The 16,562-nt window shown below is 57.7% G+C and carries 13 protein-coding genes; 11 read left to right on the forward strand and 2 right to left on the reverse strand.

Features of this window, described 5'->3' with window-relative positions; all coding sequences use genetic code 11:
• Positions 1-10 precede the first annotated feature (10 nt).
• Positions 11-736, reverse strand: coding sequence for a murein tripeptide amidase MpaA (gene mpaA, locus LPW13_RS05230; protein WP_230438378.1), 726 nt, complete (start codon positions 734-736; stop codon positions 11-13).
• Between the two features lie 194 nt (positions 737-930).
• On the opposite strand from mpaA, the gene LPW13_RS05235 reads away from it, so the two are divergent.
• The 7 genes from LPW13_RS05235 (at position 931) to recO (ending at position 8,195) form a co-directional block, all read left to right on the forward strand.
• Positions 931-2,328: a DegQ family serine endoprotease gene (locus tag LPW13_RS05235; RefSeq protein ID WP_230438379.1), complete on the forward strand. Its 1,398-nt coding sequence runs from the start codon at positions 931-933 to the stop codon at positions 2,326-2,328.
• Between the two features lie 179 nt (positions 2,329-2,507).
• Positions 2,508-4,313, forward strand: coding sequence for a translation elongation factor 4 (gene lepA / locus LPW13_RS05240; RefSeq protein ID WP_230438380.1), 1,806 nt, complete (start codon positions 2,508-2,510; stop codon positions 4,311-4,313).
• Between the two features lie 53 nt (positions 4,314-4,366).
• Complete coding sequence (lepB, locus tag LPW13_RS05245; protein ID WP_230438381.1) at positions 4,367-5,173, forward strand: signal peptidase I; 807 nt, start codon at positions 4,367-4,369, stop codon at positions 5,171-5,173.
• 89 nt (positions 5,174-5,262) lie between these two features.
• Entirely contained in the window at positions 5,263-5,715 is a 453-nt protein-coding gene (locus LPW13_RS05250; RefSeq protein WP_230438382.1) for a DUF4845 domain-containing protein, read from the forward strand.
• A gap of 3 nt (positions 5,716-5,718) precedes the next feature.
• The gene (rnc, locus tag LPW13_RS05255) at positions 5,719-6,399 is read left to right on the forward strand and encodes a ribonuclease III (RefSeq protein WP_230438383.1); all 681 of its coding nucleotides are present in this window, start codon (positions 5,719-5,721) and stop codon (positions 6,397-6,399) included.
• A 111-nt stretch (positions 6,400-6,510) separates the two neighbouring features.
• Positions 6,511-7,413, forward strand: coding sequence for a GTPase Era (gene era / locus LPW13_RS05260; protein WP_377563578.1), 903 nt, complete (start codon positions 6,511-6,513; stop codon positions 7,411-7,413).
• 32 nt (positions 7,414-7,445) lie between these two features.
• Positions 7,446-8,195: a DNA repair protein RecO gene (gene recO / locus LPW13_RS05265; RefSeq protein WP_230438384.1), complete on the forward strand. Its 750-nt coding sequence runs from the start codon at positions 7,446-7,448 to the stop codon at positions 8,193-8,195.
• Positions 8,196-8,325: 130 nt separating this feature from the next.
• Here recO and LPW13_RS05270 read toward each other — a convergent pair whose 3' ends face one another.
• Positions 8,326-11,262 carry a response regulator gene (locus tag LPW13_RS05270; RefSeq protein ID WP_230438385.1) on the reverse strand — a complete coding sequence of 979 codons (2,937 nt, stop codon included), beginning with the start codon at positions 11,260-11,262 and terminating at the stop codon, positions 8,326-8,328.
• Between the two features lie 180 nt (positions 11,263-11,442).
• Between LPW13_RS05270 and cysM the strand changes: the two genes are divergently transcribed.
• The 4 genes from cysM to adk all read left to right on the forward strand — a co-directional run bounded on the left by cysM (position 11,443) and on the right by adk (position 16,520).
• On the forward strand, positions 11,443-12,333 hold the full coding sequence (gene cysM / locus LPW13_RS05275) for a cysteine synthase CysM (RefSeq protein WP_230438386.1): 891 nt from the start codon (positions 11,443-11,445) through the stop codon (positions 12,331-12,333).
• A 144-nt stretch (positions 12,334-12,477) separates the two neighbouring features.
• On the forward strand, positions 12,478-14,730 hold the full coding sequence (gene relA / locus LPW13_RS05280; protein WP_230438387.1) for a GTP diphosphokinase: 2,253 nt from the start codon (positions 12,478-12,480) through the stop codon (positions 14,728-14,730).
• 9 nt (positions 14,731-14,739) lie between these two features.
• Entirely contained in the window at positions 14,740-15,552 is an 813-nt protein-coding gene (mazG, locus tag LPW13_RS05285) for a nucleoside triphosphate pyrophosphohydrolase (protein ID WP_230438388.1), read from the forward strand.
• Between the two features lie 314 nt (positions 15,553-15,866).
• Positions 15,867-16,520, forward strand: a complete 654-nt coding sequence (gene adk, locus LPW13_RS05290) for an adenylate kinase (RefSeq protein ID WP_230438389.1) — start codon at positions 15,867-15,869, stop codon at positions 16,518-16,520.
• The last annotated feature ends 42 nt before the right edge of the window (positions 16,521-16,562 follow it).

The following is a 16,562-nucleotide window of genomic DNA, read 5'->3' on the forward strand; positions in this document are numbered from 1 at the left end:
TTCTCCGGTCTCAATGGGGGTACACCAGCAGTTCCATCAGTGCGGGCAGATAGTCTTCACTGGCCGCGTCGGCGGAAATCGGCGGAAACTCCAGAGTGATACAGGGGTACTCGTTATCCGCGCACCAGGTACCGAAAGAACCGGGAGTCGGGTACCCGAGCTCGGTGACCAGCGGGAGCTCGAGCTGTTCCGCCAGCCAGTGGCCCAGCGGGCTCTGACATGGATCTTCAACACAGGCGAGCGGTTCGTGGATCGAGACCATCCATGTGGGGGCCAGCGCGCGGATCAGATGACACAGGGCGCGGGTTTCCGGTTCCGACGCCGCACTTTCCCCGGTGGAAAGACGGACGTCGCGCTCTTCCGCCGCACTGTTCCAGCGGTAAACGGTTCCGTCACCGTTCCAGTTGTGGGTGCTGAAGTTGCGGTTCAGGTCCACGCCGCGGGCATTGGAACGGGTACCCAGTTGGCAGCCATCGGGATTGACCGCAAGAATGACATGATGGCGCAGTTGGCCCGGGCATAGCGAGCGCAGGGCGCAGGACAGGGCGACGACCGAGGCCACTTCGTCGCCATGAGTGCCGGCCATCACCAGCCCCGCTTGACCGTCGCAGGCGTCAGCGGGAAAGTAGAACAGCGGTGCGCCAAGCGCGGACTGGCCGTAGATCAGTCTGCGGTGGTCAAACTGGCCTCGCTCAGTGCGGGGGCGGGTCTCGAGCGGCTGGCGCGATTGCTTCATAGACGACTTAACACTGTTTTACACTGGATGCTGAGAACTTTCTCGAATAAATCCCAACTAACAAACTGTTGTCGGCGAATATCCACCATGCTGGCCGGCGCGTGACGGGCCAGTCTCAAATCACCGGGTGGATCCGATCAGTAAACGAACTTTTTGCATAGATTAGTATGAAGGGCTTATTAGGGGTAACAAATATGGTTACACGCTGTACACAGTTTTTGCTGGCTCTCTGTCTGCTGGTGTCCACCGCAGCCTCTGCGCGTGGATTGCCGGACTTGACCGGGCTGATTGAGCAGAATTCCCCGGCTGTGGTGAAGATCAATACCGTTGAGCGCAGCAGTCCATCGCGTTCGATGCCGCCGCAGTATCAGCAGGAAATTCCCGATATCTTCCGTCACTTGCTGGAACCACGCCGCGGACAGCCGCGCCCGGTTGCCAGCATGGGCTCTGGATTCATCATTTCCGAAGATGGCTATATCGTGACCAATAACCATGTGGTTGACGGTGCGGGTGAAGTGCGGGTAACCCTGACGGATCGCCGCGAATACGAAGCCAAGGTCATTGGGACCGACCCGCGCTCCGATCTGGCGCTGATCAAAGTGGAGGCCGAAGACCTGCCGGTAGTGCGCTGGGGGGATTCGGAAGAGGTCAAAGTGGGTGAATGGGTGGTTGCCATCGGCTCTCCCTTTGGTCTCGATTACTCCGCCAGTGCGGGTATTGTCAGCGCCATGGGGCGCAGTATCCCCAACGAGAGCCAGGAGAACTACGTACCCTTTATTCAGACGGACGTGGCCATTAACCCGGGTAACTCCGGTGGGCCGTTGTTCAATCTCGATGGTCAGGTAGTGGGCATTAATTCCCAGATCTACACCCGCAGTGGCGGTTCCATCGGGTTGTCGTTTGCCATTCCTTCCAACCTGGCCCAGGACGTGGTGGCGCAACTGAAAGAAAAGGGGCGCGTTGACCGCGGCTGGCTGGGTGTGGGGATTCAGAATGTCGATCGGAAACTGGCCAAAGCCATGGGGTTGGGCAAGCCCTCCGGTGCACTGGTCGGACAGGTGCAGCCAGATTCCCCCGCCTCCAAGGCTGGTATTCAGGTCGGTGATGTGATCCTGCGCTTTGATGGGCACAAGATCCGGATCTCCGGTGATCTGCCCCATGTGGTAGGGCAAACCCGCCCCGGTCACAAAGTGCCGGTAACCCTGATGCGCGAAGGCCAGGAAAGGAAGTTGACCGTATCGGTAGGTGCGTTGCCTGGGTCCGAAGACGCGCAGCAAAATGCCAGCGCGCCGGCAACGCCTGATGTCGGTGGGCGCCTCGGCCTGGCGGTGGATGAGATTCCGGACAGCCTCAAGCAGCGCTGGGGTGTTGAAACCGGAGTGCTCGTGAAGCAGGTGGTTCAGGGCAAGGCCGGTGCCAATGCCGGATTGCGCAGTGGCGATATCATTGCGCAGCTTGGCTTCGAAACCGTGGAGACGCTGGCGGATTACAAGCGGATTGTGAAGAAGTTGCCGGAAGGTGAGCTACTGCCGATTCGTTTCTTCCGAGCCGGGCAGCCGACCTTCCGCACGATCCAGATCGAGGAAGACTGAATCAGGACATAGTGGTGAGCACGTGGGCTCCGGTGCTGGATTGTTGGCTCGGAGTCCTCCTGTAATGGGGGCTCGTGTGGGATTGGATGCACTTTTTCCGCAACCTGTTAGACTTGCGCCCACAGCGCGGCCCCAGCCGCCCATTAACTCACTGATTTTTAAAAGGTTTTATCCTCGCAGTGGCAACTGATCTCTCCCATATCCGCAATTTTTCCATCATCGCCCATATCGACCACGGGAAATCCACCCTCGCCGACCGTTTTATCCAGGTTTGCGGCGGTCTGACTGACCGCGAGATGGCCCAGCAAGTACTCGACAGCATGGATCTCGAGCGGGAGCGGGGAATTACCATCAAGGCCCAGAGCGTGACCCTGGATTACAAGGCTCGCGACGGAAAAATCTATCAGCTGAATTTCATTGATACCCCCGGGCATGTGGACTTCTCCTACGAGGTATCCCGCTCGCTGGCCGCCTGTGAAGGTGCCCTGCTGGTGGTGGACGCGGCGCAGGGCGTGGAAGCCCAGTCCGTGGCCAACTGCTACACCGCTATCGAGCAGGGCCTGGAAGTGATTCCGGTGCTGAACAAGATGGACCTGCCCCAGGCGGAGCCGGAGCAGGTCGCAGAAGAGATTGAAGACATCATCGGTATCGATGCCACAGACGCGACCCGCTGTAGCGCCAAGTCCGGCCTCGGTGTGGAGGATGTACTGGAAGATCTGGTGCGCCTGGTGCCACCGCCGGAAGGCGATGTGGAAGCACCACTTCAGGCCCTGATCATCGATTCCTGGTTCGACAGCTATCTCGGCGTTGTGTCGCTGGTCCGGGTGGTTCAGGGCACCCTGAGTGCCAAAGACAAGATCGTGACCAAATCTATTGGTCGTTCCCATGTGGTGGATGACGTCGGCGTGTTTACGCCCAAGCGCAAGACCACCGGCGTATTGCGTGCCGGTGAGGTGGGTTATGTGGTTGCCGGCATCAAGGACATCCACGGGGCCCCTGTGGGCGATACCCTGACTCATGCCAAAGGCGCAGAAGAGGTTTCCATGCTGCCGGGCTTCCAGAAAGTGAAGCCGCAGGTATACGCTGGCCTGTTCCCGGTCAGTTCGGATGATTACGAAGCCTTCCGCGATGCCCTCGACAAGCTGTCTCTCAACGACGCCTCCCTGTTCTATGAGCCGGAAACCTCCGATGCTCTGGGCTTTGGTTTCCGCTGTGGCTTCCTTGGAATGCTGCACATGGAGATTATCCAGGAGCGCCTGGAGCGGGAATACAATCTCGACCTGATTACCACCGCGCCAACCGTTGTCTATGAGGTGGCATTAACCAATGGCGATCTGGTCAATATGGATAACCCCTCCCGCATGCCGGATCTGGGCATGATTGAGGAAATGCGTGAACCGATTGTGGAAGCCAATATCCTTGTTCCGCAGGACTATTTGGGGAACGTAATTACCCTGTGTGTAGAGAAGCGCGGTATCCAGAAGGACATGCAGTATGTGGGTGGGCAGGTTTCCCTGCGATACGAACTGCCCATGAGTGAAGTGGTGATGGACTTCTTTGACCGCCTCAAGTCGGTGAGCCGTGGTTTCGCCTCTCTGGATTACAACTTTGTGCGCTTTGACCCGGCAAACCTGGTGCGGCTTGATATCCTCATCAACGGTGAACGGGTGGATGCGCTGGCGGTGATTCTACATCGGGATAATGCTCAGCAGCGCGGGCGCGCCCTGGCGGAAAAAATGAAAGAGCTGATTCCGCGGCAGATGTTTGACGTCGCCATCCAGGCCGCCATCGGTGGTCAGGTGGTAGCCCGCACCACGGTCAAGGCGCTGCGCAAGAATGTAACAGCCAAGTGTTACGGCGGTGACGTGACACGTAAGAAAAAACTGCTGGAGAAGCAGAAAGCGGGTAAACGCCGCATGAAGCAGCTCGGCAGGGTCGAAGTGCCTCAGGATGCCTTCCTGGCAGTGCTCAAAGTAGACAGCTGACGGCAGGAGGCCGCAGCGAATAACAGATGACAGTCAGAACAAGAGAACTGTGAATGGATATCAATTTCCCGCTTATTTTACTGCTACTGGTGGTGGCAACTGGAGCCATCTGGCTGTTTGATGCACTGTTCCTGGCTCGTGGCCGCAATGCCGCTGTCGCCAGTAGCGGTGCCGGCGATAGCGCGGGCGCGCTGCAGCAAGGTGCGCGAGAGCCGGTGCTGGTGGAGTACGCCAAGTCGTTTTTCCCGGTACTGGCGATTGTCTTTGTTTTGCGTTCCTTCCTCGTGGAACCCTTCCAGATTCCATCGGCCTCTATGGACCCCACCCTGGAAGTCGGCGACTTTATTCTGGTAAACAAATTTGCCTATGGTTTGCGCCTGCCTGTCTCCCGTACCAAAGTCGTCGATATTGGTGAGCCCAAACGCGGCGATGTGATGGTGTTCTTCCCGCCGCATATGAACGACACCTACTACATCAAGCGGGTTATCGGATTGCCCGGCGATAAAATCCAGGTGGTCAACAATACCCTGTACATCAATGGCAAGCCCCAGCCGCAAACCCTGGAGCGTGCGCTGCCGCCGTATAACCCGCAACGGGAAATCCTGTGGGAAGATATCGACGGCCGGCGCCATCTGATGGCTAAACAGGTGAGGCCGAGTCCATACGCCAATATCCCCGCTCTGGTGGTGCCTGAGGGGCACTACTTCATGATGGGAGATAACCGGGATAACAGCCTGGATAGCCGCGAGTGGGGCGTCGTGCCGGAAGAGGACATTGTCGGTAAGGCCTTTGCAATCTGGATGCATTGGGACAAACTATTCAGCCTGCCCAGCTTTGCACGGGCAGGGGGCATCGAGTAAGGATTGCGATGCGGTCGACAGGTTATGTGTTCAGGGAAGACCGGCGTTCGTCAGAACGATAAATCAGAACAACAAAACGGTACAACATAATGTCTCTGCTACGTCATTGTCCGCAGTCACTGGCTGCTCAGAAGGGGATGAGCTACTGGGGTTGGTTGCTCGTTATTGCGGTTTTCGGGTTTGGTCTGACGGTGGTCTCCAAAATGGGGCCCGCATATGTCGACGCACATTTTGTGGAGGAGGGGCTGCTCAGCCTGACCGATAACACCGGGCTGCGTGAAATGAGCAACACCGAGATCAAGCGTGAGCTGGATCGTTTTTTCACCATCAATAACGTGCGCGGAGAGCCCACGCAATCGGTAAAGATTATTCGCGGTGCTGACAGTACTCTGGTCAGCATCAATTATGAACTGCGTCAGCCGTTGTTTCACAACGTGGACGTAGTCATGAAATTTGATAAACAACTGAATACTGCCCGGCCGGATCTCTGTTGTGAGCCTCTTGTCGACCTTGAGCAGTTTCGTAAACGTGACGATTACTAACCGGTGACAGACCTTCATCTGCAACGGCTCAGCAAACGGCTGGGCCATTCATTCGTTCAGCAAGACCTGCTGCTTCTGGCGCTCACCCACCGCTCCCACGGCAGCCGCAACAATGAGCGGCTGGAGTTTCTTGGTGATTCCATTCTCGGCTTCACCATCAGTGCTGCCCTGTTTGAACGGTTTCCCGATGGTCGCGAAGGGCAGATGAGCCGCCTGCGTGCCCAGTTGGTCAGTGGGGAAACACTGGCCAAGTTGGCGCGGGAAATGGATCTCGGCCCCTGCCTTCAACTGGGGGAAGGTGAGATGAAGAGCGGCGGTCATCGCCGTGCCTCCATTCTCGCCGATGCCGTTGAAGCGATTATCGGTGCGATCTATCTAGATGCTGGTCTGGAGGTCGCCCGAGAGCGGATACTGGCGTGGTATGACAGCCGCCTGCAGAGTTTGGCGCTCGATAGCGCCAAAGACCCCAAGACCCGCTTGCAGGAATGGTTGCAGGCGCGTCAGAAGCCACTGCCGGAATACGCCGTGATTGAGGTAGGGGGACAAGAGCACGCACAGGAATTTGTGGTGGAATGCCGGGTAGCCGGGCTACAGGAGCCGGTGCGCGGTAGCGCTGGCAATCGTCGCGCCGCCGAAAAGGCCGCCGCCACAGCTGCTTATGCGCGACTGACCGGCCAGAACTGATCCTGCAATCTGACGCTACAATAAGTGCGGGCAATTATTGATCCGGACGGGCTGCCGGGCGTACAGTTGTCCCAGGCCCGCTATCGGGCGAACTACCTTTCGGAGATGAATTTGAACGACCAACCCAGCCGCTGCGGTTACGTGGCTATTGTCGGCCGCCCCAACGTAGGCAAATCCACGCTGCTGAACCATGTGCTCGGGCAAAAGATCTGTATCACGTCCCGCAAGCCCCAGACTACCCGCCATAATATGCTCGGGATCAAGACTGAGGGGCCGAACCAGATCGTATTTGTGGATACGCCCGGACTGCACGCCGGCATGGAAAAGGCCATCAACCGCTATATGAATCGCGCTGCCATCAGTTCTACCCGTGACGTAGATGTGGTGGTGTTTGTGGTGGAGCGCGCGCGCTGGACGGAAGGGGATGAACTGGTCGCAGAAAAGCTGCGCGGCCTCAAATGTCCACTGATCATTGCCATCAACAAGGTGGACCAGCTGGATGACAAGGCTGCTTTGTTGCCACAACTACAGGCGCTGTCCGAGCGTTTTCCGGATGCGGAGATCGTACCTGTTTCCGCGCTTCGGGGCGGCAACCTGCCAGCGCTGGAAGAGGTGATTGTCCGCCATTTGCCCGAAGGTATGCACTTCTTTGAAGACGATCAGATTACCGATCGCAGCTCGCGTTTTCTGGCAGCGGAAATCGTACGGGAAAAAGTGATGCGCCAGTTGGGTGCCGAAATTCCCTACGCGGTGACGGTCGAGGTGGAAGAATTTGATCAGGATGGGCCGATTTTGCATATCAGCGCCGCTATTCTGGTGGAGCGCACGGGGCAGAAGCGGATCCTGATCGGTACCAAGGGTGAGCGTATCAAGCAGATCGGCCAACAGGCGCGGGAAGATATGGAGCGCCTGTTTGACAGCAAAGTGATGCTGAACCTCTGGGTCAAGGTCAAATCTGGCTGGTCGGACGACGAGCGCGCGCTGCGCAGTCTCGGCTACGTCGACCGGCGCTAAGCCTTTCCTTCTGCGATCGGGCGTTCGTTATTGTGCAGCAGCTGCCACCTCAACCGGCTTATATCCTGCACTCGCGCCCGTATCGCGATTCCAGTCTTATTCTTGAACTGCTGACGCCGGACTACGGCCGCATTGGCTGTATTGCCCGTGGTGCGCGGCGGGATAAGCAGCGTCGACAGAAATCCCTGCAGCCCTTTGCGCCTTTGCTGGTGACCCTGTTGGGGCGACACAGTCTGAAAACCCTGGGGCCGCTGGAAAATGCCGGGCAAGCCTACTGGCTGAAAGGGCGCGCCGTCTACGCCGGGCTGTATGCCAACGAATTGCTGGTGCGGTTGCTGCAGGAGGGGGAGGCGCAACTGGCCGTCTTTGCGGCTTACCAGACTCTGCTGGGGGAGTTGGGAGCGCTGCGCGGTGAGGTCAATGAGGAGCTGGAGGCGCCCCTGCGACGCTTTGAGTTGGCACTGCTGACCGCGCTCGGCTGTTGCCCACAACTGAACTACAGCACCCTGGATGGCGGCGCGGTACACGCCGGACGGGTGTATCGGTTGACGTTGGAAGATGGTCTTGTGCCCGTCGCTTTACCCGAGGGACAGGCGCCGCGGGGTAATGATTTCAAGGGCGAAACGCTACTTGCGTTGGCGTCCGTACTCGATGGTGCAGAGCTGGTAGCGCCGCTGATGGGGGAGGCCAAACGGCTGACACGCGCCCTGTTGGCACCGCAATTGGGCGATCGCCCGCTGCGCAGTCGCGAACTGTTTCGCCAGGTTTACAGCCTCGACTGAGGCCGACCACCGCTTGTTGAGGTGCGGCCCACAACGGCGAAGAAAACATCGCGCGGGAGGGGTTACCGAGTTATTCCTCAGTGCTTTCTAGAATCGTTTCTGAATTCGTTTCCAAACTCGTTCCCAAGCGTTAATTCAGCGCTTTCTTCGGTTCCGCCCCCGGATCCTGAGCCGATTCCAGACCAAAAAGCGCCGCCAGGTCCTGATCCGCGGCCCAGTCGCGCAGTGCCCGAACTTCCTGGATCACCGTGCGGTAGAGTTGGTCGTCAACCTTGCTGTCCTGATTTGCGGCGTGATTTTGACTGGCATCTTCCTGAGCGGCGTAGGGGCGCAGTTGTTCTTGCAGCTTTTCCGTTGCATCCCTAAGACGCGGTACGCCGCAATAGCAGCACCCGCCGTGTAAACGATGCACACGTTCAAAAAGCCCACGGTGATCCCCGGCGCGGTACAGGCGACCCAGTTCTTCCTCGTCTTCGTATAGCCCCTTCAGCAGCATCTGCAACAGGTCTCGTCCCAACTCCGGGTTTTTGTTGCTGAGTTTGAGGCTTTCACTGATGTCCACCGGCCTGGACTCCAGCCTCGGAGTTGCTTCCTGAGGCGGCTGTACACGCATTTCCATCCAGCGCTTGATGGTGTGATTCAGCTGGGCTTCGCTGACGGGCTTGCTGAGGTAGTCGTCGAGCCCGGCACTCAGCAGGCGGGATTTTTCCTCGGCACCTACATGGGCTGTGAGCGCAATGATCGGGGTGCGGGAGTTGGATTCCTCTGAACGGATCCTGGCTGTGGCCGCAATCCCATCCATGCCCGGCATCTGGATATCCATGAAAATCATATCGATTTGTTGTTCTCGCCACAGTGAGATCGCCTCTTCACCATTACTGGCGATGATGGCCTCAATATTCTGTCCGCGCAGCAGCTCACCCATCAGTAGGCGGTTGGCTTCATAGTCGTCCACCACCAAAACCCGGGGCTTTGTCGGCCAGGGTAGCGGAGGAAAGCTGCCGGTGAGTGGCCGCGGGTGGGATTGATGCGGAACTGCACGCTTCAGTGCGCGCAGCAGGCCTTCCCGTGCCACCGGCTTGCCGACAAAAGCCAGCACGCGGGTTCGCAGCGCGTCGTAACAGCGGCGAAGATCCATGGGCGAACCCTGGACGATGATCCGGCACTGAAAGGTGTCCACCAGTTTTTGTACGGTAGCGATAAACTGATCGAATTCTTCCCCTGCAAATGCGGTATCGATAATTACCGCATCTGGCAGGGCATCGTGCCGCCACAACTGCTCCAGTGTTGGTTCCAGCGTCTGGCTTTCATTGTGCGCCATTGGCTCCGCTCGCCACTGGTGCAGTAATTGGACTATCTGTTGGCGTGTCATCGGGTTGGGGTCGGCAATCATGATTCGGCAGGCGGGAAATTGCTCGCGGGTAACCGCGCTGCGATTGCGGTCCACCGCCAAGGGCAGGGACAGGCGGTAGGTAAATCCACCGCTCTCACCGTCACTGATACCGATCTCCCCCTGCATGGATTCGATCAGGCTGCGGGCGATGCTCAACCCCATCCCGTTGCTGCTCAACTGTTGTTGCTGTTGATGTCGCCTGCTGCTCAACAACTGTTTCAGTTCGCGACGGCCTGCTTCATCAATGCGGTTGCCGAGGTCCGTGATATTGATACGGGTTATCAATTCGGATTCTTTACCGCTTTGTACACTAACCCGGACAGATATGTTGCCATCGACAGAACAGCGGATGGCGTTGCTCACCAGGTTGCTCAAAATCTGCTTGATGCGCAGCGGGTCGCCGATTTGTGACGGCGGCAGTTGCGGATCGATGAATGGCACCAGCTCCAGATTGTGCTCGTAGGCGTAGGGTGCGAGTATCTGCAGCGTCTCTTCAAGTACCTGTCCCAGATTCATCGGTGTGTGTTCAAACACCAGGTTCCCGGACTCGATGCGGGAAAAATCCAGAATGTCGTTGATGGTGGTGAGCAGGCTTTCCGAAGAGCGCAGAATGGTCTGCAGGTAGTCCTGCTGCAGTTCATCCACTTCAGTTTTCAGCAACAGGTTGGTGAACCCGATAATGCCATTCAAGGGGGTGCGTATTTCGTGGCTGGTGTTGGCGAGGAACGTGCTCTTGACGCGACTGTTCTCCACCGCTTTTTTGCGCGCGAGCTCCAGTTCAATATTCTGCTCTTCCATGGCGTCCAGGGACTGGCGTAAATCCTCCATGGACTGATGCAGGCTTTCCTGATACTCCCGTTGGTGATCTGCCAGATTTTGTGCCATCTGGTTGATCTCGTCGGCAAACTGCGCGAGTTCCAGATTGTTCGGGGCTTCCACCCGAGCGCAAAAGTGCCCACTGCCAATGTCGCGGAGGGTGTCACGGAAACCGGAAATATGGCGGCTGGCCTTTTCGGACAGGTACACCGCCCAAATCAGTGCGGCCAGCGCACACAGGATCAGACCGATCAGACCGATCAGGGCAACCTGATAAGTGCCTACCAGGAAGTAGGGGCGGTGCAGCTCTATGACCAGCCAGCAATTGGTGCCTTCTCCTTTCAGCGGATGAAGTACTTGCAGGCTGTCGACATCTTCGTGGATATGCGCCTGTTTACCGCGCAGATCGTCAGGACTGTGCGTGGTGCGAGGCCGGGGGCCGACACTGGAGATCAGGGTGAATGTTTCCGTGTTGTCGGTGCCGTGATCCGAGCGATACAGCTGAATAGAGCGGATCATGTCGCGATCCAGCATCAACGCCAGCAGACTCTTGTCGAGCCACTCGATGCGCTCTTCAAATGAGTGACCACTGCTCAGGTGAATCAGTTCGATCAGCTGCTCGGCACTAGCGCGCCCGTGGCTCAGTAACAGATCTCGACGGTCATTCATCTGCTGCAGAGTGAAAACCAGGCACAGCAGGACGGCGAGGGCCAGGGTGGGGGCCAGGGTATAGCGGAACAGTATCGACCGCAGGGAGCGTGGGCGAGAGCGGGGAGCCGAGGGCCTGACGTCGGCTGGGGGCAGCGGTCGCTCGCCGCTGGCTGTCGGCGCGGTGCCGGACTTGTGGAGTTTGGCCATGACGGAGACTGGATCAGTTTGTGTTATTTTTGCCCAATTCTACCTGCCATAGGTGCAGATAGCACCCCATCCCAGCGGTCTGAACCGACATTTATCGGTGGGGGTATTGAGAGCAATTCGCAGCTTTGGATGTGGGGGGGTAGAATGTGCCCCCGATTTTTGATGAATCTGTCTGAGCTTATGCAATATCCGACCATCGCCGACTGCGTGGGAAATACGCCGCTGGTACGTCTACAGCGCCTGGCCGGCGAAACCAGCAACACCATCCTACTCAAGCTGGAAGGCAATAACCCTGCGGGCTCCGTCAAGGACCGGCCTGCGCTGTCGATGATTTCGCGCGCCGAGGCGCGGGGCCAGATCCAGCCAGGAGACACGCTGATCGAGGCGACCAGTGGCAATACCGGTATTGCTTTGGCCATGGCGGCGGCAATCAAAGGGTACCGTATGGTGCTGATCATGCCCGATAGCGCGACCGCCGAGCGCAAAGCGGCGATGACCGCGTACGGAGCCGAGCTGATCCTCGTGACCGCTGAGCAGGGAATGGAAGGCGCCCGTGATCTGGCACTGCAAATGCAGGAGGAAGGACGGGGTCTGGTGTTGGATCAGTTCTCCAATGCCGACAACCCCAGCGCGCATACCGAAACCACGGGCCCGGAAATCTGGCATCAGACCGGTGGGGAAATCACCCACTTCGTCTCTTCCATGGGCACTACCGGCACGATTATGGGTTGCGGTCGCTTCCTGAAGCAGCAGAATCCGGATATCCAGGTTGTGGGGCTGCAGCCCACGGACGGCTCTGCGATTCCAGGAATACGCCGCTGGCCCAGGGCATACTTACCCAGCATCTTTGTGCCGGACGAAGTTGACCGAGTAATGGATATCAGTCAGGTCGAGGCGGAGGAAATGACCCGCCGCCTGGCGCGAGAGGAGGGGATCTTCTGCGGCGTCTCCTCTGGCGGCGCCGTGGCGGGTGCATTGCGCGTTTCTGCGGAAGTGGAGAATGCCACCATCGTAGCGATTATCTGCGATCGCGGGGATCGATACCTGTCTTCCGGACTGTTTGATGGATAGCCGGAAAGATGTCGTCCGTTTTTGAGGGCTGTGTTGTCCGCACCGTGTCCCGGCGTCGGTAGAGTGACACTGTTGTAAAAGCGTCACAAAGACACCGTCACCGTACATCGACTTAATTTCAACCTGCAGGCTGCGAGTACTACCTTGGTTCAAGTCAGAAAGAAATATCCCCGCCTAGCCGATGGCACGCTGGATCGGGAAGCCTGGTTGCGACATGTGCAGGCGCTCGCCCAGCTCGACGGCGGCACCCTGGTCACGTTGCGCCGAGCGGTGGAGATCAGTGAAGAAGCTGAGCATAAGGCCATCGAGGCGGAGAACATCTGGGCGGAGGGCACCAGTAGCTTTTTGACCGGCCTGGAGATGGTGGAAATTCTCGCGGATCTGCAGATTGATGGCGAGGCCCTGTGTGCGGCCATGTTGTACCGCGCGGTGCGGGAAAATCGACTCTCCCTGAAAACCGTTGAAGAGGAAATGGGAGAGACGGTTGCGAAGCTGGTTCGCGGCGTGCTGCGCATGGCCGCCATTCGCAATCGTACTGCCGATACCGGTGAGGAAAACCAGAAGGGTGCGGTAGAAGAGCATTCGGAAAATATCCGTCGGATGCTGGTGGCGCTGGTAGACGATGTCCGGGTTGCTCTGATCAAGCTCGCCGAGCGCACCTGTGCAATCCGTGCGGCGAAAAACGCGGATGAAGACAAGCGCCGCCGGGTTGCCCGCGAAGTTTCCGATGTGTACGCCCCCCTGGCCCATCGCCTCGGGATCGGCCACATCAAGTGGGAGCTTGAAGATCTGGCGTTTCGTTACCTCGAGCCAGACGACTACATGCAGATCGCGCGCCTGCTCGATGAAAAGCGCCTGGCGCGGCAGGAGTACATCGACGATGTGCTGAAAATGCTGCGGGATGAGCTGTCAAAAGCGGAAATCGAAGGCGAGGTGTACGGTAGGGCGAAGCACATTTACAGCATCTGGCGAAAGATGCGCCGGAAAAATATCGGCTTTTCTCAAGTCTACGATATTCGTGCGGTGCGGATTCTGGTGCCTACGGTACGGGATTGCTACGCGGTACTCGGTATTGTGCACAACCTTTGGCGGAACATTCCCAACGAGTTTGACGATTACATCGCCTCGCCAAAAGAAAATGGTTACCGCTCACTGCACACTGCGGTGATCGGCCCGGATCGAAAGGTGCTGGAAGTACAGATTCGCACCTTCGCCATGCACGAAGAAGCCGAATACGGCGTGTGCGCGCACTGGCGCTATAAGGGTACCGACAAAAAGTCCGGGCAGTTGGATGGCCAGGATGGTTACGAGCAGAAAATTTCGTGGTTGCGCCAGGTGCTCGACTGGCATGAGGAGATTGGTGGTAATCCCCTTCAGGAGGATCTCAAGGCCAGTGATGTCGATACCCGGATATATGTCTTTACCCCCGATGGCCACGTGGTAGACCTGCCCCGCGGTGCTACGCCTCTGGATTTCGCCTACAAGATCCATACAGAGATCGGAAATCGCTGTCGGGGCGCAAAGGTCGATGGCCGTATCGTGCCACTCAATCACGAATTGCAGACCGCCAATCAGGTGGAAATCCTCACAGGCAAGCGGGAAGCCCCGAGTCGCGACTGGATCTCCAAAAGCATGGGATACATCACGACCTCCCGGGCCCGGGCGAAAGTCATTCACTGGTTTAAACAACAGGCGCGGGATCAGAACATTGCCGAGGGCCGCACTATCCTGGACGGTGAGTTCAAGCGCCTGGCATTGATCGATTTCGACTTTGGCCAGCTTCCCGGCAAGCTCAATATGCATTCCCTGGATGATCTGTACGCAGCGGTGGGTGCCGGAGATATCGGCGTCGGGCAGGTGCTGAATGCGGCCCAGAGAATGGTGAAGGTTGAGCGGTCTGAACCGGTGCTGCAGTTGACCGCGCCGGTTTCCCGCGATGGCCAGGCGGATGTATATATCGATGGTGTCGGCAGCCTGATGACGCAGATTGCAGGCTGCTGTAACCCGGTTCCGGGGGATGAAATCATGGGCTATATCACCCTCGGTCGGGGTGTGTCCATTCATCGTAAAGACTGCGCCAATATGTTGCGCATGCAGCGGGAAGAGCCCGAGCGGATTCTGCAGGTTGAGTGGGCGGAAAAACCGACCGAAGTCTACGCGGTGGAAATCATGGTGGAAGCCTACGACCGCCACGGATTGCTGCGGGATATCACTGCGATGCTGGACAGCCAGAGAATCAACATTACCGCCATGGAAACCCGCTCCAACAAACACAAGCATACTGTGGATATGGTGATCACTGCTGAGATTCATAACTTTGAAGAGTTGAGCCGGGTGTTGCACCGTATCAATCAGCTGCCCAACGTGGCTTCGGCGCAACGCAGAATTCTGCACTGAGGAGGGGGAATGAGCGAGCAGCGTTTTACCGTGGATGATCTCCTGCACCTGATGGCGCAATTGCGCAACCCGGATGGCGGGTGCCCCTGGGACCTGAAGCAGACGTTTGCCACGATCGTGCCCTCGACCATAGAAGAAGCATACGAGGTTGCGGAGGCGATTGAGCGGGAGGACTTCGAGCACCTCCATGAAGAGCTGGGAGATCTCCTGTTCCAGGTGATTTTCTATGCCCAACTGGGTAGTGAGCAGGAGCGTTTCGATTTTTCGCGCATCGTCGATACGCTGGTGCGCAAACTGGTGAGGCGGCACCCTCACGTTTTTCCTTCCGGGCAGCTTTATGGCGATAACAATATTGCGGATATCGATGAGTCTGAGGTAAAGCGTAACTGGGAAGCCATCAAAGCTGAGGAGCGTGAAGCGAAGGGGGAGAAAGGAACCCTCGATGGCGTGGCCGAGGGGTTGCCTGCATTGACCCGTGCTCTGAAACTGCAAAAGCGTGCCGCGGGTGTCGGGTTTGACTGGCCGGAAATCGACGGCGTACTGGAAAAGGTCGAGGAGGAAATCCGCGAGCTGAGGTCGGCGATTGCCAATGAAGGGGCGGAGCGGGCAAGAGAAGAGCTGGGGGACCTCCTGTTTTCCTGTGTCAATGTTGCACGGCATCTCAAGGTTGACCCGGAAGCTGCGCTGCGACAGTGCAATCGCAAGTTTGAGCGGCGTTTTAACCGGGTGGAAAGTGCCCTGAAGGAAGATGGTCGACAGCCGGCAGATGCTTCACTTGAGGAGCTGGATCGGCTCTGGGATCAGGCCAAATCCGGAGAGTAGAGAATCCGGTAAAGGGCACTCTGGGGAAGGCTCTCTCAGTCGGCAGGTATCCCAAAGCGCGAAAATCTTCAACTGGCTGCAATTTGTCAGGAACTCGATAGTTTTTGTAGCAAATTTACCGGATTTGGCCTGGCCGCTTGCGGGCTTGCTCCTTGCTGGGGCAGAGTGTAAGGTAGCGCTCTTTTTACGAACCGGTCGCCTATACCTGCCGAGCTTGTAGAAGCTAGCTAGCTGCTCTTAGATAGCCAACTAGTCAGTAGCTCCGGCGATAACGAATTGCGGCCTGTCGGCATAATCTGGAGAAAACTTTAATTATGCGAATTATTCTTCTGGGCGCTCCTGGCGCCGGCAAGGGTACTCAAGCCCAGTTCATCACAGAGAAGTTCGGAATTCCCCAGATTTCCACCGGCGACATGCTGCGTGCAGCGGTTAAAGCCGGCACCCCGCTCGGGCTGCAAGCCAAAGATATTATGGCGGCGGGCAAATTGGTGTCGGATGATCTGATCATCGCCCTGGTCAAGGAACGAATTGAGCAGCCGGACTGTGCGAACGGATTTCTGTTCGATGGCTTTCCGCGCACCATCCCGCAGGCACAGGCCCTGCTGGATGCAGACGTGAAAATCGATCATGTGCTGGAAATTGCGGTAGACGATGAAGAGATCGTCAAGCGTCTGTCCGGGCGTCGGGTGCATGAAGGGTCTGGCCGCGTCTATCATACGATTTACAATCCCCCTAAAACCGAGGGTGTAGACGATGTAACCGGCGAAGCACTGGTGCAGCGCGCGGACGATACCGAAGACACCGTGCGCAATCGCCTTTCGGTCTATCATGAGCAGACGGAACCGCTGGTGGGCTTTTACCGCGAGCTGGAGCAGCGTGCACCGGAGTCTGCCCCCAAATACAGCAAAGTGCTGGGGGTGGGTACTATGGATGATATTCGCGAGAAGGTGTTCTCCGCGTTGTCGTGAAATAGTGTATAGATGGCTTTCGGGCCGGAAAGATTGTAAAAG

Source organism: Microbulbifer celer (assembly GCF_020991125.1).
GTDB lineage: Bacteria > Pseudomonadota > Gammaproteobacteria > Pseudomonadales > Cellvibrionaceae > Microbulbifer > Microbulbifer celer.

Excerpts from the sequence above, each read along its gene's own strand:
- mpaA (WP_230438378.1), bottom strand. The coding sequence starts at position 736 with ATGAAGCAATCGCGCCAGCCGCTCGAGACCCGCCCCCGCACTGAGCGA.
- adk (WP_230438389.1), top strand. The coding sequence starts at position 15,867 with ATGCGAATTATTCTTCTGGGCGCTCCTGGCGCCGGCAAGGGTACTCAA.
- LPW13_RS05235 (WP_230438379.1), top strand. The coding sequence starts at position 931 with ATGGTTACACGCTGTACACAGTTTTTGCTGGCTCTCTGTCTGCTGGTG.
- cysM (WP_230438386.1), top strand. The coding sequence starts at position 11,443 with ATGCAATATCCGACCATCGCCGACTGCGTGGGAAATACGCCGCTGGTA.
- lepB (WP_230438381.1), top strand. The coding sequence starts at position 4,367 with ATGGATATCAATTTCCCGCTTATTTTACTGCTACTGGTGGTGGCAACT.
- LPW13_RS05250 (WP_230438382.1), top strand. The coding sequence starts at position 5,263 with ATGTCTCTGCTACGTCATTGTCCGCAGTCACTGGCTGCTCAGAAGGGG.
- mazG (WP_230438388.1), top strand. The coding sequence starts at position 14,740 with ATGAGCGAGCAGCGTTTTACCGTGGATGATCTCCTGCACCTGATGGCG.
- LPW13_RS05270 (WP_230438385.1), bottom strand. The coding sequence starts at position 11,262 with ATGGCCAAACTCCACAAGTCCGGCACCGCGCCGACAGCCAGCGGCGAG.